General features: G+C 72.5%; 21 protein-coding genes. 13 read left to right on the top strand and 8 right to left on the bottom strand.

What is annotated here, in order from left to right; translation table 11 throughout:
• Positions 1-59: 59 nt before the first annotated feature.
• Entirely contained in the window at positions 60-434 is a 375-nt protein-coding gene (locus tag CCL05_RS09285; protein ID WP_086560029.1) for a fic family toxin-antitoxin system, toxin component, read from the bottom strand.
• 4 nt (positions 435-438) lie between these two features.
• Positions 439-678, bottom strand: coding sequence for a toxin-antitoxin system HicB family antitoxin (locus tag CCL05_RS09280; RefSeq protein ID WP_086560028.1), 240 nt, complete (start codon positions 676-678; stop codon positions 439-441).
• Positions 679-813: 135 nt separating this feature from the next.
• Between CCL05_RS09280 and CCL05_RS09275 the strand changes: the two genes are divergently transcribed.
• The 4 genes from CCL05_RS09275 to CCL05_RS09260 are packed head-to-tail and all read left to right on the top strand — an operon-like array spanning position 814 to position 5,623.
• The gene (locus CCL05_RS09275) at positions 814-1,629 is read left to right on the top strand and encodes an ABC transporter ATP-binding protein (RefSeq protein WP_086560030.1); all 816 of its coding nucleotides are present in this window, start codon (positions 814-816) and stop codon (positions 1,627-1,629) included.
• A gap of 4 nt (positions 1,630-1,633) precedes the next feature.
• On the top strand, positions 1,634-4,201 hold the full coding sequence (locus tag CCL05_RS09270) for an ABC transporter permease (RefSeq protein ID WP_086560027.1): 2,568 nt from the start codon (positions 1,634-1,636) through the stop codon (positions 4,199-4,201).
• Between the two features lie 46 nt (positions 4,202-4,247).
• Positions 4,248-5,141, top strand: coding sequence for an LLM class F420-dependent oxidoreductase (locus tag CCL05_RS09265; RefSeq protein ID WP_086560026.1), 894 nt, complete (start codon positions 4,248-4,250; stop codon positions 5,139-5,141).
• 56 nt (positions 5,142-5,197) lie between these two features.
• Positions 5,198-5,623 (top strand): GNAT family N-acetyltransferase, encoded by a 426-nt coding sequence (locus tag CCL05_RS09260; protein WP_086560025.1) that lies wholly within the window; start codon positions 5,198-5,200, stop codon positions 5,621-5,623.
• Positions 5,624-5,639: 16 nt separating this feature from the next.
• Here the strand turns inward: CCL05_RS09260 and CCL05_RS09255 are convergent, their stop codons facing one another.
• From CCL05_RS09255 to CCL05_RS09245, 3 genes are read right to left on the bottom strand one after another with little or no spacing between them, the layout of a single operon-like run.
• On the bottom strand, positions 5,640-6,182 hold the full coding sequence (locus CCL05_RS09255; RefSeq protein ID WP_086560024.1) for a TetR/AcrR family transcriptional regulator: 543 nt from the start codon (positions 6,180-6,182) through the stop codon (positions 5,640-5,642).
• Between the two features lie 42 nt (positions 6,183-6,224).
• Positions 6,225-7,625 (bottom strand): amidase, encoded by a 1,401-nt coding sequence (locus tag CCL05_RS09250; protein WP_086560023.1) that lies wholly within the window; start codon positions 7,623-7,625, stop codon positions 6,225-6,227.
• Positions 7,612-7,827, bottom strand: a complete 216-nt coding sequence (locus tag CCL05_RS09245) for a hypothetical protein (protein ID WP_086560022.1) — start codon at positions 7,825-7,827, stop codon at positions 7,612-7,614. The genes CCL05_RS09250 and CCL05_RS09245 overlap by 14 nt, the downstream gene beginning before the upstream one ends.
• A gap of 100 nt (positions 7,828-7,927) precedes the next feature.
• Here CCL05_RS09245 and CCL05_RS09240 point away from each other — a divergent pair, with 100 nt between their 5' ends.
• The 6 genes from CCL05_RS09240 (at position 7,928) to mug (ending at position 14,301) form a co-directional block, all read left to right on the top strand.
• On the top strand, positions 7,928-8,818 hold the full coding sequence (locus CCL05_RS09240; RefSeq protein WP_086560021.1) for an MBL fold metallo-hydrolase: 891 nt from the start codon (positions 7,928-7,930) through the stop codon (positions 8,816-8,818).
• Between the two features lie 156 nt (positions 8,819-8,974).
• Entirely contained in the window at positions 8,975-10,315 is a 1,341-nt protein-coding gene (locus tag CCL05_RS09235; RefSeq protein ID WP_086560020.1) for a hemolysin family protein, read from the top strand.
• Positions 10,312-11,325, top strand: a complete 1,014-nt coding sequence (locus CCL05_RS09230; protein ID WP_086560019.1) for a hemolysin family protein — start codon at positions 10,312-10,314, stop codon at positions 11,323-11,325. Before CCL05_RS09235 ends, CCL05_RS09230 begins: the two co-directional genes overlap by 4 nt.
• A 72-nt stretch (positions 11,326-11,397) precedes the next feature.
• Positions 11,398-12,177: an SGNH/GDSL hydrolase family protein gene (locus CCL05_RS09225; protein ID WP_086560018.1), complete on the top strand. Its 780-nt coding sequence runs from the start codon at positions 11,398-11,400 to the stop codon at positions 12,175-12,177.
• Positions 12,178-12,299: 122 nt separating this feature from the next.
• Positions 12,300-13,742 (top strand): adenylosuccinate lyase, encoded by a 1,443-nt coding sequence (gene purB, locus CCL05_RS09220; RefSeq protein WP_086560017.1) that lies wholly within the window; start codon positions 12,300-12,302, stop codon positions 13,740-13,742.
• Between the two features lie 13 nt (positions 13,743-13,755).
• A complete protein-coding gene (gene mug / locus CCL05_RS09215; protein WP_086560016.1) occupies positions 13,756-14,301 on the top strand; it encodes a G/U mismatch-specific DNA glycosylase in 546 nt (181 codons plus the stop codon).
• Positions 14,302-14,325: 24 nt separating this feature from the next.
• On the opposite strand, the gene CCL05_RS09210 is transcribed toward mug, so the two are convergent.
• From CCL05_RS09210 to CCL05_RS09200, 3 genes are all read right to left on the bottom strand, one after another.
• Complete coding sequence (locus CCL05_RS09210) at positions 14,326-14,757, bottom strand: hypothetical protein (RefSeq protein WP_086560015.1); 432 nt, start codon at positions 14,755-14,757, stop codon at positions 14,326-14,328.
• 66 nt (positions 14,758-14,823) lie between these two features.
• Complete coding sequence (locus tag CCL05_RS09205) at positions 14,824-15,549, bottom strand: ABC transporter permease (protein WP_086560014.1); 726 nt, start codon at positions 15,547-15,549, stop codon at positions 14,824-14,826.
• 2 nt (positions 15,550-15,551) lie between these two features.
• The gene (locus tag CCL05_RS09200) at positions 15,552-16,475 is read right to left on the bottom strand and encodes an ABC transporter ATP-binding protein (RefSeq protein ID WP_086560013.1); all 924 of its coding nucleotides are present in this window, start codon (positions 16,473-16,475) and stop codon (positions 15,552-15,554) included.
• 108 nt (positions 16,476-16,583) lie between these two features.
• On the opposite strand from CCL05_RS09200, the gene CCL05_RS09195 reads away from it, so the two are divergent.
• From CCL05_RS09195 to CCL05_RS09185, 3 genes are all read left to right on the top strand, one after another.
• The gene (locus CCL05_RS09195) at positions 16,584-17,753 is read left to right on the top strand and encodes a sensor histidine kinase (protein WP_086560012.1); all 1,170 of its coding nucleotides are present in this window, start codon (positions 16,584-16,586) and stop codon (positions 17,751-17,753) included.
• A 14-nt stretch (positions 17,754-17,767) separates the two neighbouring features.
• Positions 17,768-18,430, top strand: coding sequence for a response regulator transcription factor (locus CCL05_RS09190; RefSeq protein ID WP_086560011.1), 663 nt, complete (start codon positions 17,768-17,770; stop codon positions 18,428-18,430).
• Between the two features lie 88 nt (positions 18,431-18,518).
• Entirely contained in the window at positions 18,519-19,661 is a 1,143-nt protein-coding gene (locus tag CCL05_RS09185; protein WP_086560010.1) for an ROK family transcriptional regulator, read from the top strand.
• The last annotated feature ends 99 nt before the right edge of the window (positions 19,662-19,760 follow it).

Here is a 19,760-nt window from a genome sequence, read left to right as displayed (position 1 = left end):
CCAACGTCCCGGGACAGCACAGCTAGTGCCCCGGCAAACGTTGCCTGCCGGGGCACTGGTCACAGGCTCCACTGGCGCAGCTCCTGCTCGATGTCCCGCACGGACGCCTCGCCGCTCTTGACCAGCCGGGCGAGGTCGCGGACCTGCTCGGGTGAGGTGACGACCTTGGCGCCGCTGGCGACGAGGTAGGCGTAGGCGACGGCGGAGGCGAACAGGGCGTTGGAGCGTTCCAGCGCGGGGACGTGGATCAGGAGCTGGAGCAGCGCGGCGGCGCGGGCGTGCGGGCTGTCGTAGACGGGGACGTCGAAGATGGCGGCCTGGTGGCGTGCGACGGCGGCGACGAGGGCTCCCCAGTCGGTGACCTGGGGGTCTCCCGGGGTCTTGTGCTCGGCGAGCATCAGCAGCCAGGCGAGGTCGATCTCGAGGTTGTTCAACGGTTCAGTGGCGACCTTCGCGCGTGCCCTCACGGTCTCCGCCGAACTCCTCGGCGAAGACGGACTCGTACTGCTTCATGAAATCGGCGGCGGCCTCCACGAACGTGTGGCCCACCTCGCCGGTGTCCTGTCTGACCAGCTCCTCGATGTAGCGGTTGACGCTCATGCCGCGGGCCAGGGCGCGCTCGCGGGCGGCTCGGGCGGTGCCCTCGTCGACTCGCACGTTCAGCTGGGTCTTCGCCATACCTCGAAGCTAGCGCGGAGGTGCTAGCACCGGCAAGGGCGGGACTCCGCCCCGAGGAGGATGCCCAGTGTGGGCCGCGTCACATTACTCTCGGGCAAGGTGACGAAAATCGGCGTCCACCCCGAGGAGGCGGCCTTGTCCACACCTGCTGCGGAGCACGTCCCCGGCCTCGCGTCGGCCGACGGGATCGCGGCCCGGGCCCGCGGTCTGACCAAGGCGTACGGCTCGGGCGAGACGACCGTGCTCGCGCTCGACGCGGTGGACGTCGACATCGTCCGCGGCCGGTTCACCGCGGTGATGGGCCCGTCGGGCTCCGGGAAGTCCACGCTGATGCACTGCCTGGCGGGGCTCGACACCGTCTCGGCCGGCCGGGTGTGGCTCGGCGACACGGAGATCACGGGCCTGAGGGAGCGCGACCTGACGCGGCTGCGCCGCGACCGGATCGGGTTCATGTTCCAGTCGTTCAACCTCATCCCGACCCTGAACGCGCTGGAGAACATCACCCTGCCCATGGACATCGCGGGCAAGAAGCCCGACGAGAAGTGGCTGGACCAGGTGATCGACACCCTCGGCCTGCGGGACCGGCTCAGGCACCGGCCGTCGCAGCTCTCCGGCGGCCAGCAGCAGCGCGTGGCCTGTGCGCGGGCACTGGCCTCCCGGCCCGAGCTGATCTTCGCGGACGAGCCGACCGGCAACCTCGACTCGCGCGCCGGCCTGGAGGTGCTCGGCTTCCTGCGCGAGGCGGTGGACCAGCTCGGGCAGACCGTCGTCATGGTCACCCACGACCCGGGCGCCGCCGCCCACTCCGACCTGGTGCTCTTCCTGGGGGACGGCCGGATCGTCGACGAGATGCGGCGGCCGACGGCGGAGACGGTGCTGGAGCGCATGAAGCGGTTCGACGTGATCCGGACCCGCTTCGACGACACCCCGGCGTCACCCGAGGAGAACTGATCCCGTGCTCAAGGCGACCCTGAGGAGCTTCCTGGCGCACAAGGGGCGGCTGCTGCTCTCGGCGCTCGCCGTCCTGCTGTCCGTCGCCTTCGTCACGGGCAGTCTGATCTTCTCGGACACCGTCAGCAGTACGTTCGACCGGCTGTTCGCCTCCACCGCGGCCGATGTCACCGTCAGCCCGAAGGAGGACCTCGACGAGGCCGTGCCCTCCGGGCGGACGGCCACCCTGCCGGCCGCGCTCGCCGCACGCGTGCGGCAGGTCGACGGGGTCGCGGCGGCACGCGCCGAGGTCGACGTGGACGGCCTCACGGTCGTCGACGAGGAGAACGAGCCGGTCGGCCCGACCACCGGCGCTCCCACGCTCGGCAACGCCTGGAACCCGAACGAGCGCAGCCCCGTGGAGCTGACCTCCGGTCACGCCCCGCACGGCGACGGTCAGGCGCTGCTCGACTCGGAGACCGCCGACCGCAAGGACGTGGCGATCGGCGACACCCTCACCGTCATCGCACCACCCGGGTCGTTCAAGGTCCGCGTCGTCGGCATCGCCACGTTCACGACCACCAACCCGGGCGCCGCGCTGGTCTTCCTCGACCCCCGCACCGCACAGACGAAACTGCTGGACAGCCCGGGGGCCGCCACCAGCATCGCGGTCGACGCCGCCGACGGTGTCAGCGACGAGCAGCTCAAGCAGCGCGTGACCGCCGCGCTGGGCGCCGGCACCTACGACTTCAGGACGGCCGACGAGCAGGCCGAGTCGGACGTCGAGCAGCTGGGCGGGTTCCTCGACGTCATCAAGTACGTGATGGTCGGCTTCGCCGGGGTCGCCGTGCTGGTGGGGGTGTTCCTGATCGTCAACACCTTCTCCATGCTGATCGCCCAGCGCACCCGCGAGCTGGGCCTGCTGCGCGCGCTCGGCGCCGACCGGCGCCAGGTCCGCCGCTCGGTGCTCACCGAGGCCCTTCTGCTCGGTCTGGTCGGCTCCACGCTGGGACTCGCCGCCGGCGTGGGGCTCGCGGCCGGGCTCATCGAGCTGATGGGCCTGCTCGGCATGAACATCGACGCGGGCGAGATGGTCATCGGCTGGGTGACGCCCGTGACGGCGTACGTCGTCGGACTCGGGGTCACCTTCGTCGCCGCGTACCTCCCGGCGCGGCGGGCCGCCGGGGTCTCGCCGATGGCCGCGCTCTCGGACGCCGAGGTCGCCGGGGTGGGCCGGCCGCTGCGGGTGCGTGCGGTGGCGGGCGTGGTCGTCGGGGCGGCCGGTGCGGCGGCGCTCATGGGGTGCGTGGCGGCGGAGCAGACGTCGTCGGCGGCGTCCCTGCTGGGGCTCGGTGTCGTGCTCACCCTGATCGCGACCGTGATCGCCGGGCCGCTGTTGGTGCGCCCGGTGATCCGCGTCCTCGGCGCGGCCTTCCCCGCCCTGTTCGGGTCGATCGGCCGGATGAGCCAGCGCAACGCCCTGCGCAATCCCCGCCGTACCGGAGCCACCGCGGCCGCGCTCATGGTGGGTCTCGCCCTGGTCGGCGGGATGTCGGTGGCGAGCGCCTCGATGACCAGGTCGTTCGACCAGCAGATCGACAAGACGCTGGGCGCCGACTTCGTGATCCAGAACACCAACTTCCTGCCGTTCCCGAAGGAGGTCACCGACAAGGTGCGCGGCACCGAGGGCGCGGGCCTCGTGGTGCGGGGGCGGTTCACGCCGGTCGGGGTGCGGCTCCCGGACGGCGACCGCGTGGAGACGACCGCCGCGGGCTACGATCCGCGGCTCGACGAGGTTGCCAACATCACCTACGTCCAAGGGGACTCGGCGGCTGCCCTCGCCGCCGGGCGCCTCGCCATGGACCGGGACTTCGCGCGCGACCACGACGTCCGGGTGGGCGGCACGCTCCCCGTGGAGTTCCCGGGCGGGCGCACGGCCGAGCTGACGGTGGGCGCTCTCACCGACCAGGACTCCGCCGAGGGGTTCGGCACGCAGGGCGGGCTCTACTTCGGTCTCGCCACGCTGGAGCGGTACGCGCCGGGCGGGCAGGACTCCGCGCTGTACGTCAACGCCGCCTCCGGCACGAGCGACGACGACCTGCGGGCGCACCTGGAGCGGACCCTTGACCCCTACCCCCAGGTGCAGGTGCGGGACCTGGCCGACTACAAGCAGCTGGTGCACGACCAGATCGCCGTGCTGCTGTACCTCGTGTACGCGCTGCTGGGGCTGGCGATCATCATCGCGGTGCTCGGCGTGGTCAACACCCTCGCCCTGTCGGTCGTCGAGCGCACCAGGGAGATCGGGCTGCTGCGGGCGATCGGGCTGGCGCGGCGGCAGCTGCGGCGGATGATCCGGCTGGAGTCGGTGGTGATCGCCGTGTTCGGGGCCGTATTGGGGCTCGCGCTGGGGCTGGTGTGGGGCGTGTGCACCCATGAGGTGCTGGCCCTCCAGGGCATGGCGGCCCTCGCGATCCCGTGGACCACGATCGTCGCGGTCGTGATCGGCTCGGCGGTAGTGGGGGTCGTGGCGGCGCTGCTCCCGGCGTTGCGTGCCTCCCGCATGAACGTACTGGCGGCCATCGCGCACGAGTGATGGAATCGCGACGGGTCCTCAAGTCGCTCCCGTGTGAGGAGAGTTCATGTCGCGTCCGTTCCGCTTCGGGGTCAACCTGCTCGAACCGGCGTCAGCCGAGGAGTGGCGGGCCAAGTGCCGCCGGGCCGAGGAGCTCGGGTTCGACGTCATCCTCGTCCCCGACCATCTGGGGATGCCGGCGCCCTTCCCGGCGCTGGTGGCGGCGGCGGAGGCCACCGAGCGGCCAAGGCTCGGCACCTTCACGCTCAACGCGGGCTTCTGGAACCCGGCGTTGCTGGCCCGCGAGGTGGCCACGACGGACGCGTTGACGGGCGGCCGTCTGGAGCTCGGGCTCGGCACCGGCTACGTACGGGCGGAGCACGAGAGCGCCGGGCTGCCGTTCGGCACACCGGGCGAGCGGGTGGACCATCTGCGGCGCACGGTCGAGGAGCTGAAGCGGCTGCTGGGCTCGGACGAGCACCAGCCGCAGGCGGCGCAGCGGCCCCGGGTGCCGCTGCTGATCGGCGGCAACGGCGACCGGATGCTGCGGCTGGGCGCCGAGCACGCCGACATCGCGGCATTCACCGGGGCGCGTACGGTGCCGGGCAGCGCCACCGGGCAGTTGACGCCGATCACCGCGGACGAACTCGACGAACGCGTGGCGCGGTTCCTGAAGTTCGCGGAGGATCACCGCGAGGAGCCGCCCGAGCTGAATCTGCTGCTCCAGATGGTGATCGGCACCGAGGACCGCGAGGCCGCGGTCCAGCCGTTCCTCGAACGCGTCCCGGACATGACGGTGGATCAGGTGCTGGAGCTCCCGATCTCCCTGATCGGCACCCTGGACGAACTCGCCGAGCAGGTCCTGGCCCGGCGCGAGCGCTACGGCTTCACGTATCTGACCGTACTGGAGCCCTACATGGAGGCGTTCGCGCCGGTCATGGAACGGGTGCGCGGGGCCTGACGTCCGGATTCTGAAATGGTGCGCCCGAGGGCGGCCGCGCGTGATGTGGTCATGGCATGACCGAGCTGCGCATCCGGGCCGCGACGCCCGAGGACCTGGACACCGTGCTGGCCTTCTGGAAGGTGGCCGCCGAGGGCACGAGCATCAGCGACGACCGCGGGGGCGTGGAGCGGCTGGTCGCGCGCGACCCCGACGCCCTGATCCTCGCGGAGCGGGGCGGCGAACTGGCCGGCACGGTGATCGCGGGGTTCGACGGCTGGCGCTGCCACCTCTACCGGCTGGCCGTGCATCCGGACCACCGGCGCCAGGGCATCGCCTCCGCGCTGCTCGCCGCGGCCGAGGAGCGGTTCGTCACGCTCGGCGGGCGGCGCGCGGACGCGATGGTGCTCACGCGCAACGAGACCGCGCACCGCGCGTGGGGAGCCGCCGGGTACGCGCCCGAGGACCAGTGGCGGCGCTGGGTGAAGCCCCTCACCGACTGACGCCGGGGGGAACCCGTCACCGGCCGAGGACTCCTGCCACGAGCCGGTGGGCGTAGGCGGCGTCGAGTCCGTCCGGGCGGAACAGGATGCGGTACATCAGAGGCGCGACGACCTGGTCGACGACCGTCTCGATGCCGGGCGCCGGTTCCCCCCGCCCGGACGCGCGCCGGAGGATGACGTCGATCTGCTCGGCGGCGTAGGCGGAACACTGGCCGGCGTTGCGGCCGTCCGGGTCGCCGAGGAGGGCGTCGCGGATGTAGGCGCGGCCGGCCGGCGAGGCCATCTCGTCGAGGAACTGCTCGGCCCAGGCCCTGAGGTCGGACGCCAGGGTGCCGTGGTCGGCAGGTTCGGTGTCGGGCCGCAGCCGCTCGACCGCCACGTCCGACAGCAGCACCTGAAGGTCTCCCCAGCGGCGGTAGATCGTCGAGGGCGTCACGCCCGCGCGCTGGGCGACCATCGGCACGGTCAGGGCGTCCCGGCCGACCTCCGAGGCCAGTTCGCGCACGGCGGTGTGCACCGCCGCCTGGACCCGCGCACTGCGCCCACCGGGGCGCACCATCTGCCTGCTCACGGAACCCACCTTAAAGCGAACCGATTGCTTCTAGCACGGTGCTGCCAGGGCCGCGAGATGGCCTGTGGGCCGGGTCTGTTCGCTTGCGTGTCCGACCCGCAGCAGCAGGCTCTCCCCGAGCGGCGGCCCGAGGAGCTGCATGCCGATCGGCAGGCCCGCGGTGTCGTGGCCGACCGGGACGGACAGGGAGGGAAGGCCGGTGATGTTGGCCGGGGCCGAGAGCCGCACATAGGCGTCGGAGACGCCCTCGACGGTGCCGTCGGCCCAGGTGACCGTCTCCTGACCGGCCGGAACGGCGGTCATCGGCACGGAGGGGGCGGCGATCAGGTCGACCTCCCGCAGCAGCCGCGCCCATTCCTGCCGCATGAGCGTGCGCGAGCGCTGGGCGCGCAGGTAGTCCCCGGCGGGCATCAGCTCGCCGGCTTCCAGGAGGATCCGGACGTCGGCCCGGTAGAGCTCGGGGACCGTGCGCAGGCTGCTCTCGTGGTAGGCGGTGGCCTCGGGCACCATCAGGCCCCACTGGGTGGCCTGGACGTAGCGGGTCATGGGGATCTCGACGTCGACGAGGCGGGCACCGAGCGCCTGGAGCCGGTCGATCGCGCTCCGGACGGCGGCTGCCACCTCCGGGTCGACGTGGTCGAAGTAGTAGGTGCGCGGCACACCGATCCGCAGTCCGGTCAGGTCGGTGTCCGGGCCCGGCCGGTAGTGCGCCGGGGGTGCGGTCAGCGACGCGGGGTCGCGGGGGTCGTGGCCGGCCAGGGCCGCGAGGACCAGGGCCGCGTCCTCGGCGGTGCGGGCGATCGGGCCGACGTGATCCAGGGACCAGGACAGGGAGGTGACACCGTGGCGCGGGACGAGGCCGTAGGTCGGTTTGAGGCCGACGACCCCGTTCAGCGCGGCGGGCACCCGGATGGATCCGCCGGTGTCGGTACCCAGGGCGAAGGTGGCGGCGCCGGCGGCGACGGAGACGGCCGATCCGCCGCTGGAGCCGCCCGCGACCCGGCCGGGGTCCCAGGCGTTGTGGGTCTGCGGGGTGGTCAGCCCGTAGGCGAACTCGTGCGTGTGGGTCTTGCCGAGCAGGACCGCTCCGGCGGCCGACAGGCGTGCGGCGACGGTGCTGTCGGTCTGCGCCCGGTGGCCGGACCGCACCCGGGAACTGGCCGACGTGGCCGCACCGGCGACGTCGATCAGGTCCTTCAGGCCCATCGGGATGCCGTGCAGCGGACCCCGGTGACGACCGGCCGCGATCTCGTTCTCGGCATGGCGTGCGGCCCGGCGCGCGCCCTCGGCGTGGACGGTGACGTAGGCCCGGAGCTGCGGCTCCACCTGCTCGATGCGCTCCAGTACGGAGTCGGTCAGCTCGACGGGGGACAGCCGGCGTGCCCCGATCGCGGCGGCGGCGGCAGCGAGCGTCAGTTCATACGGCTGCATCGTGCGTCTCCTTCGCGGCTGTCGCGCGGTAGGCCGGGGCGGGCGGGGTGTCGCCGAAGTCCAGCTCCCTCAGGACGGCCACGACGGAGTGGATGTGGTCGGCGGTGGCCGCGACCGCCGCATGACGGTCGGCGGGCAGGACCAGCCCGGCGCGGTGGGCCCAGCGGGCCGCTTCGGGCGGCGTGAGTGCGGCGTAAGGCATGGCGCTCCCCTATAAAAGCTAACTGTTTGCGTTAGGGGACTCTAGGATCTACGGTCGCCTTAACGCAAACAGATTGCGTTAAGCGCCCCGAGGAGGACCCTTGACCACACCCGCTTCATGGACCGTGGGCGACCTCACCGTCCACCGCATCGACGAGACCCCTCTGCCGCCCGCCACCGGAGCCTGGCTGCTGCCCGACGCCACCCCCGACGTCGTCGCCGGACAGGACTGGCTGCGCCCCCACTTCGCCGACGACGACGGCGTCCTGCGCGCCGACAGCCACAGCTTCGCCGTCACGGCCGGCGGGCTGCGCGTCCTGGTGGACACCGGCATCGGCAACGGCAAGGAGCGGGCCAATCCCGCCTGGCACGGCCTCGACACCGACTACCTCGAACACCTCGGCGCCGCCGGATTCCCCCCGGACTCCGTCGACCTGGTGATCCTGACCCACCTGCACGCCGACCACGTCGGCTGGAACACCCGGGAGGTGAACGGCGCATGGGTGCCCACCTTCCCGAACGCCCGCTACCTGACCTCGCGCACCGAGCGGGAGTTCTGGGCCGGGTACGCCATGGACGAGCCGCGCCGGCAGATGTTCCGCGACTCGGTGATCCCGGTGGAGGAGGCGGGGCTGCTCGACCTCCTCGACGTCCCCGCCGAGGGCCTCGACGTCGCGCCCGGGCTGCGCCTGGTCCCGACCCCGGGGCACACCCCCGGCCATGTCGCCGTCGAACTGACCAGCCGCGGACGGACGGCACTGATCACCGGTGACTGCGTCCACCACCCCGTCCAGCTCGCCCACCCCGGTATCGGCGCCTGCGTCGACATCGACCCCGGACGGTCTCGGAGCACGCGCCGCGAGCTGCTCGGCGGGCTCGCCGGCACGGACACCCTCCTCCTGGGCACCCACTTCGCACCGCCCACCGCCGGCCGCGTCGTCGCACACGAGGGCGCGTACCGGCTCGCTCCCGTGCCCGCCGAGCCCCGCTGACCACCCCGGCCGCAGGACTTTGCTGATCCTTTACTCTTGGATGGCCACTCGGTTCTGCATGAAAGGTTGTGACCGTCCGCCCATGGGCGAGCCTCCCAGTACGCGACACCGCGCGTTCCGCCCCGTCCTGGAGAACCATGGAACGGGGGTGAACCGATGACCGAAGTGCTCCTCCTCCTGGCGGCGATCCTGCTCTCGCTCGCCTGCGGCGCCTTCGTGGCGGCCGAGTTCTCCCTCACCACGGTCGAGCGCGCCGAGCTGGAGCAGGCGGTGGCGCGCGGCGAGCGGGGTGCGCAGGGCGCCCTGAAGGCCGTACGGAACCTGACGTTCCAGCTCTCCGGTGCGCAGCTCGGCATCACGGTCACGAACCTGGTCGTCGGCATGCTCGCCGAGCCGTCGATCGCCGCGCTGATCGCCGGGCCGCTGGAGGACATCGGTGTCTCACGGTCGGCGTCGCACAGCCTGGCGCTGGTGCTGGGCACGGCGCTGTCGACGGTGTTCCTGATGGTCGTCGGCGAGCTGGTGCCCAAGAACTGGGCGATCTCGTCGCCGCTGGCGGTCGCCAAGACGGTGGGCAACGCCCAGCGCTGGTTCAGCGCGGCGTTCCGGCCGTTCATCACGCACCTCAACAACACGGCGAACCGGGTCGTACGCCGGATCGGTGTGGAGCCCGCCGAGGAGCTGGCGTCGGCGCGCGGGCCGCAGGAGCTGGCGGCGCTCGCCCGGCACTCCGCCAAGGAAGGGGTTCTGGAGGCCGACACCGCCGAGCTGTTCGTGCGGACGCTGAACCTCGCCGACCTGACCGCGGAGAACGTCATGACGCCCCGGGTGCAGGTCGTCGCCCTGGAGGTGCAGGCGACCCTGGAGGACGTGGCGAACGCGACCCGCGCGACCGGCCTGTCCCGGTTCCCCGTCTACCGCGACACCCTCGACTCGGTCGTCGGGACGGCACACGTCAAGGACGTGCTGACGGTCCCGGCGGAGCGCCGGACCAGGATCTTCGTCTCCGAGCTGATGCGCGAGCCGCTGCTGGTCCCGGAGACCCTCACCGTCGACCGGCTCCTGGACCGGCTCTCCGGCAAGCGCACGATGGCCGTGGTGATCGACGAGTACGGCGGCACGGCGGGCGTGGCCACCCTGGAGGACATCGTCGAGGAGGTCGTCGGCGAGGTGCGCGACGAGCACGATCCGCACGAGCTGCCCGACCTCGCGCCGGCCGGCACGGACGAGGCGGGCCACGCCCTGTACTCGGCCGACGGCTCGGCGCGCGTGGACCACCTCGAACGCGTCGGGCTGCGCGCCCCGGAGGGGCCGTACGAGACGCTCGCCGGGCTGGTGGCGACGGTACTCGGCCGGATACCGGCCGCCGGTGACACCCTCGAGGTCGCCGGCTGGCGGATGGAGGTCCTGGACGCCACCGGACGCCGGGCCGCCCGCGTCCGGCTGCGAGCGCCCCTCGACGACGAGAAGCCCGACGAGAGGGGAGCGGAGCTGTGACCGCCGTCCAGCTGCTGATCGGTCTGGCGACGCTCGTCGTCAACGCCTTCTTCGTCGGCGCCGAGTTCGCGCTGATCTCGGTGCGCCGCAGCCAGATCGAGCCCTACGCCGACCGGGGCGACCGGCGCGCCAGGAGCGTGCTGTGGGGTTTGGAGCACGTGTCCGCGCTGATGGCGGCCGCGCAGCTCGGCATCACGCTGTGCACGCTGGTGCTGGGTGTGGTGGCCGAGCCGGCGATCGCGCACCTGCTGGAGCCGGTGTTCCACGCGGTGGGCGTGCCCGAGGGTGCGGGGCACGCGGTGTCCTTCGTGATCGCGCTGGCCCTGGCGACCTATCTGCACATGCTGCTCGGCGAGATGGTGCCGAAGAACATCGCGCTCGCCGAGCCGGTGCGCAGCGCGCTGACGCTCGGCCCGCCCCTGGTGACCCTGTCCCGGGCGCTGCGCCCGGTGATCTTCACGGTGAACACCTTCGCCAACACCCTGCTGAAGCTGCTGCGCGTGGAGGCGCGGGAAGAAGTCGCCGCCTCCTACTCGGACGCCGAGATAGCGCAGATCGTGAAGGACTCCAGCGAGGCCGGCCTCATCGACGACCGCGCCCAGGAACGGCTGCACGACGCGCTGGAACTGGGCCGCCGCCCGGTGCGCGACGTGGTGCTGCCGCTGGAACGCGTGGTGTACGCGCGCGTGGGCGTCACTCCGGACGAGCTGGAGCGGCTGTCCGCGGAGACCGGGTTCTCCCGCTTCCCGGTGGTGGACGAGGGGCGGCGGATCGTCGGCTACCTGCATGTGAAGGACGCGCTGGACGCCGCCGGGCGCGAGGTGCCGTTCCGGCTGCGGGACATGCGGTCCATCGCGCGCGTGCGGGAGCACACGCCGCTGGACGACGTCCTCACGGCGATGCGGGGCAGCCGTACGCACCTCGCGGCCGTCCTCGGGGCGGACGGGCGGATGGCCGGGCTCGTGACCATGGAGGACGTCCTGCGGGAGCTGTTCGGTCAGCGGGCGTGAGGGGGCCGTCGCCGATACTCCGGACGGGTGACCGACTGCTGGGTATGTGCACGGGATACTATTTCCGCCGCCATGGACACGAACCCCACCCACAGCAGCCTCGTCGCGGTCGGCGACTCCTTCACCGAGGGCATGTCGGACCTGTTGCCCGACGGCACCTACCGGGGCTGGGCCGATCTCCTCGCCGCGCGGATGGCGGCCCGCACGCCCGGCTTCCGCTACGCCAACCTCGCGGTGCGCGGCAAGCTGATCCAGCAGATCGTCGACGAGCAGGTGGACGTGGCCGCGGCCATGAAGGCCGACGTCGTCACCCTGGTCGGCGGGCTCAACGACACGCTGCGGCCGAAGTGCGACATGGGCCGGGTGCGCGGGCTCCTGGAGGAGGCCGTGGAGCGGCTGGCCCCGTCCTGCAAGCAACTCGTCCTGATGCGCAGCCCGGGCCGCCGGGGTCCCGTCCTGGAGCGGTTCCGACCGCGCATGGAGGAACTGTTCGCCTGCGTCGACGAGCTCGCCGCACGGCACGGCGCGATCGTCGTCGACCTGTACGCCGCCCCCTCGCTCGCCGACCCGCGCATGTGGGACGTGGACCGGCTGCACCTGACGGGCGAAGGCCACCGCCGTGTCGCGGAAGCGGTGTGGCAGGCGCTCGGCTACGAGCCCGAGGACACCGAGTGGCGCACTCCGATGCCCACGACACTGCCGCCCGGCTGGGTCATGCGCCGCGCGGCGGACGTGCGGTTCGCCCGGCAGCACCTTCTGCCCTGGATAGGCCGCCGCCTGACGGGCCGCTCCTCGGGCGACGGCCTGCCGCCGAAGCGGCCCGAGCTGCTGCCGTACGAGGACCCGGCGTAGGCGGTTCCCGCGGCGAGGCGGTGACCGGCGGGCTCGCGGCAGGGCACTGAAACGCTCTTGTAGGTTCCCACGAAGGCACCCGGGACGCTGGCCTGCGCGAATCGCCAGTAGAATCCGTCCACGTGACTTCCGCTCCCGCCAAGCCCCGCATCCCGAACGTCCTCGCCGGACGCTACGCCTCCGCCGAGCTCGCCACGCTCTGGTCGCCCGAGCAGAAGGTGAAGCTGGAGCGGCAGCTCTGGCTCGCCGTGCTGCGGGCGCAGAAGGACCTCGGGATCGAGGTGCCGGACGCGGCGCTCGCCGACTACGAGCGGGTACTCGACACCGTCGACCTGGCCTCCATCGCCGAGCGCGAGAAGGTCACGCGGCACGACGTGAAGGCGCGGATCGAGGAGTTCAACGCCCTCGCCGGGCACGAGCACGTGCACAAGGGCATGACCTCCCGCGACCTCACCGAGAACGTCGAGCAGCTCCAGATCCGCCTCTCGCTGGAACTGATGCGCGACCGTACGGTGGCCGTCCTGGCCCGCCTGGGCAAGCTGGCCGGCGAGTACGGCGAGCTGGTCATGGCCGGCCGCTCGCACAACGTGGCCGCGCAGGCCACCACCCTCGGCAAGCGCTTCGCGACCGCCACCGACGAACTGCTCGTCGCCTACGGCCGGACCAAGGAACTGCTGGGCCGCTACCCGCTGCGCGGCATCAAGGGCCCGGTCGGCACCGCGCAGGACATGCTGGACCTGCTGGGCGGGGACGCCGCGAAGCTCGCGGAGCTGGAACAGCGGATCGCCACGCACCTGGGCTTCTCGCAGGCGTTCACCTCGGTCGGCCAGGTCTACCCGCGCTCGCTCGACTACGAGGTCGTCACGACGCTGGTGCAGCTGGCGGCGGCGCCGTCGTCGCTGGCGAAGACGATCCGGCTGATGGCCGGGCACGAACTGGTCACCGAGGGCTTCAAGCCGGGCCAGGTCGGCTCCTCGGCGATGCCGCACAAGATGAACACCCGCTCCTGCGAGCGCGTCAACGGCCTGATGGTGATCCTGCGCGGCTACGCCTCGATGACCGGCGAGCTGGCGGGCGACCAGTGGAACGAGGGCGACGTGTCCTGCTCGGTGGTGCGCCGGGTTGCGCTGCCGGACGCGTTCTTCGCGCTGGACGGTCTGCTGGAGACGTTCCTGACCGTGCTCGACGAGTTCGGCGCGTTCCCGGCGGTCGTGGCGCGTGAGCTGGACCGCTACCTGCCGTTCCTGGCGACCACCAAGGTGCTGATGGGCGCCGTGCGCGCGGGCGTGGGCCGGGAGCTCGCGCACGAGGCGATCAAGGAGAACGCGGTCGCCTCCGCGCTCGCGATGCGCGAGCAGGGCGCCGGGCGCAACGAGCTGCTCGACAAGCTGGCCGCCGACGCGCGCATTCCGCTCGACCGCGCCGCGCTGGACGCGCTGATGGCCGACAAGCTGTCCTTCACGGGTGCCGCGGGCGACCAGGTCGCCGCCGTCGTCGCCCGGGTCGAGGAGATCGTGAAGCAGCACCCCCAGGCCGCGGGCTACACGCCCGGCGCGATCCTCTGACGCGCCGCACCCGATGCCCCGTTTCACGCCCGAGGAGTTGGAGGCCGCCCGCGACCGTGTCGTGCCGGACGTGGTCGCGGACGGTCTGCGGGTGCTGTTCTGCGGCATCAACCCCGGTCTGATGACGGCCGCGACGGGTCACCACTTCGCCCGCCCGGGCAACCGCTTCTGGCCGGTGCTGTACCGCTCCGGGTTCACACCGCGGCTGCTGAAGCCGTCCGAGCAGCAGGAGTTGCTCTCGTACGGGCTCGGCATCACCAATGTCGTGGCGCGGCCGACCGCTCGGGCCGACGAGCTGAGTGCCGAGGAGTACCGGGAGGGCGGGCGGCTGCTCGCGCTGAAGGTGGGGCGGGTGCGGCCGCGCTGGCTGGCCGTGGTCGGAGTGACCGCGTACCGCGCCGCGTTCGACGACCGGAAGGCCGGGGTCGGGCCGCAGTCCCGGTTGATCGGGAACACGCGTGTGTGGGTACTGCCCAATCCGAGCGGGCTGAACGCGCACTGGACGGCCGAGACGATGGCCGAGGAGTTCGCTCGGCTGCGGGAAGCCGCCGAGAGCTGATCCCTCACGGCGGGTCCGACTCCGCTACGGCGGGTCCGTCTCCGTGACCAGGGCCAGCAGCCGGACCCCGCGCGAGGTGTCGCGGTCGGTGACCGCCACCGCGACCCAGCGGCCGGTGCCCTCCACCTCCCACACGTACGCGATGCTCGCGCACGCGCTCAACTCGGCCCACGGCCGGGGTATCTCCTCCCGCTCGGTGCGCAGCAGGACGGTCTGCAGGTTGTAGGGGGGCGTGTCGCCCCAGCGTGAGGCGAGCAGTTCGTAGACGGCGTCACGGTCCTTCTCGTACTGGTCGATCGTCACCGCCCGGAGCGCCGGGTCGTCGTCGGGCGCGACCTCTAACACCGCGGTGTGCCGACCGGGTCCGGAGACGCCGACGTCCGACGGGCCGTGCTCCGCCGGAAAGGGGCGGTAGCACAGCTCGTCGATGAGGGCGATGTGCTGTGCGATGTTCATGGGTCCAGTAAACCCGGCCCCACTGACACTTGGCGGGGCGTCAACCCTGTTCCGGCCGTTCCGCGGTCAGGCGTCCCGGCGGCGCAGGCTCCACGCTCCCGCCAGCAGCGCGGCCGCAGCCCACAGCGCGGTCACCGCGAGCCCCGACCACGGCCCGAGGGCGCCGTCGTACGTCTCCCTCAGGACCAGCTGTCCCGCCTTGTCGGGCAGGAAGTCGGCGACGGTGCCCGTCGCGTCGCCGATCACGAACGACACGACGAGGATGAACGGGATCAGCAGGGACAGCGTGGCCACGCCACTGCGCAGCAGGGCGGCCAGCCCGGCGGCGAACAGGGCCATCAGCATGAGGTAGACACCGCAGCCCACCACGCCGCGCACCTGTTCGCCGGTGCCGAGCCCGTCGGCCGCCGGGCCGAGCCCCGCCCGTGCCACGAGGAGGGCGGCGAGGGCGGTCACCAGTCCCACCACCAGGGCCGGTACGGCGATGACGGCCGCCTTGGCCGCGAACCACCGGCCGCGCCGCGGCACCGCGGCCAGCGAGAGCCGGAGGGCGCCCGACTGGAACTCCAATGACACGGCCATGGCCCCGAAGGAGACGGCCGCGATCTGCCCCGGCACGACACCGGACAGGGCCGTGAACAGCGGGTCGAATCCGGGGTCCGACGTCTCGGAGACACCGGCGATCGCCGAGAACGCCGTGGTCGCGGCGAACAGGGCCAGGAGCGCTCCCGGCAGCGAGCGGAGCGTACGGATCTTCAGCCACTCGGAGCGGAGGACGGGGGTGAGTTCCATGGTCAGGCCTCCTGCGGCTGCTGTGCGGTGAACTCGGTCTCGGCCGAGGTGAGGTCGAAGTACGCCTGCTCCAAGGTGCCCTCCTCCGCCGCGAGTTCGAGGACCGGAACACCCGCTTCGGAGGCGATGCGGCCGATGTCGTCCACACGTGCGTGGTGCACGGTCCAGTGACCGTCCACGTGTTCCACGGCGTCATGGCCGTGCCGGGCGAGAGCGCTGCGGAGGGCGGCGGGGTCGGATGTGCGGATGCGGACGCTGGGCTGCACGCGCGCGTGGATGAAGTCCCGCATCGGTGTGTCGGCGAGCAGCCGGCCCCGGCCCAGCACGACGAGGTGGTCCGCGAAGGACGCGGTCTCGTTCATCAGGTGACTGGAGACCAGGACCGTGCGGCCCTCCCCCGCGAGCCGGCGCAGCAACTGCCGGATCCACACGATGCCCTCGGGGTCGAGTCCGTTGGACGGCTCGTCCAGCATGACCACCTCGGGGTCGCCCAGCAGGGCGGCGGCGATGCCGAGGCGCTGGCGCATGCCCAGGGAGTACGTCCGCACGCGGCGCCGGGCCACCGAGGCCAGGCCCGTCTCTTCCAGCACCTCGTCCACCCGGCGGTCCGGGACGCGGTTGCTCGTCGCCAGGACGCGGAGGTGGTCGCGGGCGGTGCGGGAGCCGTGCGCGGCCTGCGCGTCGAGCAGGGCGCCGACGTGGCGCAGGGGTTCGAGCAGGGTGGAGTAGGCGCGGCCACCGATCGTGGCGGAACCGGCGGTCGGCCGGTCGAGGCCGAGCACCAGCCGCATCGTGGTGGACTTCCCGGCGCCGTTGGGGCCGAGGAAGCCGGTGACGCGCCCGGGCAGGACGCGGAAGGTGAGGCCGTCCACGGCTCGTTTGCCGCCGTACTCCTTGGTGAGGTCCTGGACTTCGATGCTGGTCATGAAAGCAGCGTGGCTTTTCGACGGGGGTGCGGTCCTCCCCCGTCGGTGGAGATCGTCTCCCCCGTGCGGGGGAGGCTCGTTGTCAGTGGTGGCTGGCACGATGACGCCATGGTCCGCATGCTGCGCCCGTTGACACGAGCGGTGACGTACACGCGGTGGCTGCACATCGTGGTGGCCATCGTGTGGCCGTCGCTGTGGCTTTTCATCGAGGAGGCGTGGTGGACCCAGGTCACGGCCGCCGTGCTGCTCGGACTCGCGGGACTCCTGCCCATCGCGCGGGTCGTGGAGGCGTTTCAGGCGAGGCTGTTGCTGATCGGCCGTCGGCAGGACGGTGAGAGCGAGGAGATCGTGACCACCCCGTCGGCCACGTGGGCGGACCGGGGGCGGACGGTGGTGTGGCTGGAGGCGCGGCTGTGCCTCGGCTGGACCGTGGCTCACCTCTCCGTCCAGTTACCTCTCCTCGCGATCGATCTGCTCACGACCGGTCTCGGCCTTGGGCCCTTGGCTGACGGATTCGTGAAAGTCGGGGAGAACCGCTGGTGGCACGCCGTGCTCGCGCCCGTGCCGTTGCTTCTGTTCGCCGTGGTCGTGGTGTGGTCGGGCCACTTCGTCACCGCCTTGGCCAAGCGGCTTCTGGGACCGTCGCCCGCCGAGCGGATGGCGGCGCTGGAAGAGCGCACCGACCAGCTCCTGGAACGCACGCGCATCGCCCGCGAGTTGCACGACTCCATCGGCCACGCGCTCACGGTCGCCGTGGTGCAGGCAGGGGCCGCGCGGGCGGCCGGTGATCCGGATTTCACGGACCGGGCGCTGGTCGCCATCGAGGAGACCGGCCGGGCCGCCCTGGAGGACCTGGAGCGTGTGCTGGGCGTCCTGCGCGAGTCGCAGAAGCCCGTGAGCAGCCGGCCGACCTTGGCGGACGCCGACCGCCTGCTGGAGTCCGCGCGTACCTCCGGGGCGAAGGTCGACGCCGAGGTGACCGGCCCCGTGGACGCCGTGCCCGGGCCGGTGTCCCGGGAGGGCTACCGGATCCTCCAGGAGGCGCTGACCAATGTGCTGCGGCACGCCGGAGCCGTACCCGTACGGGTCCGCGTGGACGTCACCGGCGACACGCTCGTCCTCGCGATACGCAACCCGCTGACGGAGCCGGTACCGGGCCCCGGGCGGGGCAGCGGCCTGCGCGGCATACGCGAGCGCGCCGCCCTGCTCGGCGGACTGGCCCGGACCGGCCCCGACGACGGCGACTGGCAGGTTCATGCCGAGTTGCCGTTGAGTTGATCTACGCTGGTCCGATGCCGATCACCGTTCTCCTCGTCGACGACGAACCCCTCGTACGCGCGGGTCTGCGGGCTGTACTGGAGGCACAGCCCGACATCGAGGTCGTGGGGGAGGCCGCGGACGGGGCGGCGGTGATCCCGCTCGTGCGGCAGCTGCGGCCCGACGTGGTCGCCATGGACGTTCGGATGCCGCTGCTGGACGGCATCGAGGCCACCCGGGCGCTGCTGCGGACGGTCGACGAGCCGCCGCGGATCCTCGTGGTGACGACGTTCGAGAACGACGAGTACGTCTACGAGGCGCTACGGGCGGGCGCCGACGGGTTCCTGCTGAAGCGGGCCCGGCCGGCCGAGATCGTGCACGCGGTGCGGCTGATCGCCGAGGGCGAGTCGCTGCTGTTCCCGGCCTCGGTACGGCAGCTGGCCGCCGAGTACGGCGAAGGCGGCGGGAACCGGGCCGCGCGGGCCGCCATGGAGCGGGCCCGGCTGACCGAGCGGGAGGGCGAGGTGCTGCGGCTGATGGCGCGGGGCCTGTCGAACGCGGAGATCGCCGCCCGGCTGGTGGTGGGCACCGAGACGGTGAAGTCGCATGTCAGCGCCGTACTGGCGAAGCTGGGGGCGCGGGACCGCACGCAGGCGGTGATCGCGGCGTACGAGTCCGGGTTCGTGGCGCCGGGCTGACCGGCGAGGGCCCGTGCCTGCCCCTCGCCGGGGTCCGCCGCGCCGAGTACGATCCGGCCAACACGCGCACGAGCTGGGAGGACGGACGGTGGGGCGGCTGACCGGCGGGGATCCCTCGCTGCTGCGCAGGATCAACTCCGCGGTGGTGCTGCACGCGCTGCGTGCCACGGACTGCGCGACGCTGACCGAGATCACCCGGGTGACGGGGCTGTCCCGGCCGACCGTCGAGGGCGTCGTCGAAGGGCTCATCGAGGCCGGTCTCGTCGTCGAGAAGGCGGCCGAGGAGGGTGCCGCCCGGCGGCAGGGACGGCCCGCGCGGCGGTTCCGGTTCCGGGCGGAGGCGGGGCATCTGCTGGGGCTGGAGATCGGCGCGCACCGGGTGGCCGCGCTGCTGGCCGACCTGGACGGCCGGGTGATCGGCTCCCAGGCCAAGGACGTGCCCGAGACGGCGGCGGCCGACGAGCGGCTGGAGCGGCTGCGGGGGACCGTCGCCGAGCTGCTGCGCCGGGCCGGTGTGGCACGCGGCTCGCTGCGGGCCGTGGGCGTGGCGACGCCCGGGATCGTCGAGGCGGACGGCACGGTACGGCTGGGCACGGCGTTGCCCGGATGGACGGGGCTGCGGCTGGGCGAGCGGCTGAGCCGGTCGTTCAAGTGCCCGGTCCTGGTCGAGAACGACGCCAACGCGGCGGCCGTGGCCGAGCACTGGAAGGGCGCCGCCGTCGAGTCGGACGACGTGGTGTTCGTGCTGGCGGGGCTCAGCCCTGGCGCCGGTTCGCTGATCGGCGGACGGCTGCACCGGGGCTACGGCGGGGCGGCCGGCGAGATCGGCGCGCTGCATCTCCTCGGCCGGGAGGTGACGCCCGAGACGCTCCTGTCCACCACGGACGAACCCCTCCATCCCCTCGACGAACAGGCCGTCGCCGAGGTCTTCGCACAGGCCCGCCAGGGCGACCAGCGGGCCCGCGCGGCCGTCGACCGCTTCCTCCAGCGCCTGGTCCACGACGTGGCGGCGCTGGTCCTCGCCCTCGACCCGGAACTGGTCGTCATCGGCGGCTGGGCAGCGGGCCTGGACGGCGTCCTCGAACCCTTGCGCGACGAACTGGCCCGCTACTGCCTGCGTCCGCCGCAGGTGACCCTGTCCCGCCTGGGAGACGCGGCAGTGGCGACGGGTGCCCTACGCCTCGCGCTGGACCATGTGGAGGAACAACTGTTCACGGTCGAACGCCGCTGAACGACAACGCCCCTCCTGGGGGCGCGGGGCTGTGTCGATATGCGGCTCCGCCGCGTGGGCGCGACAAGCCACATACCACCCGCACCCGCCCGAAAACAA

It is taken from the genome of Streptomyces africanus, assembly GCF_002150735.1.
In the GTDB taxonomy this organism is placed as follows: domain Bacteria; phylum Actinomycetota; class Actinomycetes; order Streptomycetales; family Streptomycetaceae; genus Streptomyces; species Streptomyces africanus.
Note: the sequence above shows the minus strand (reverse complement) of the source record. Positions and strands in the feature narration are given on the sequence as shown.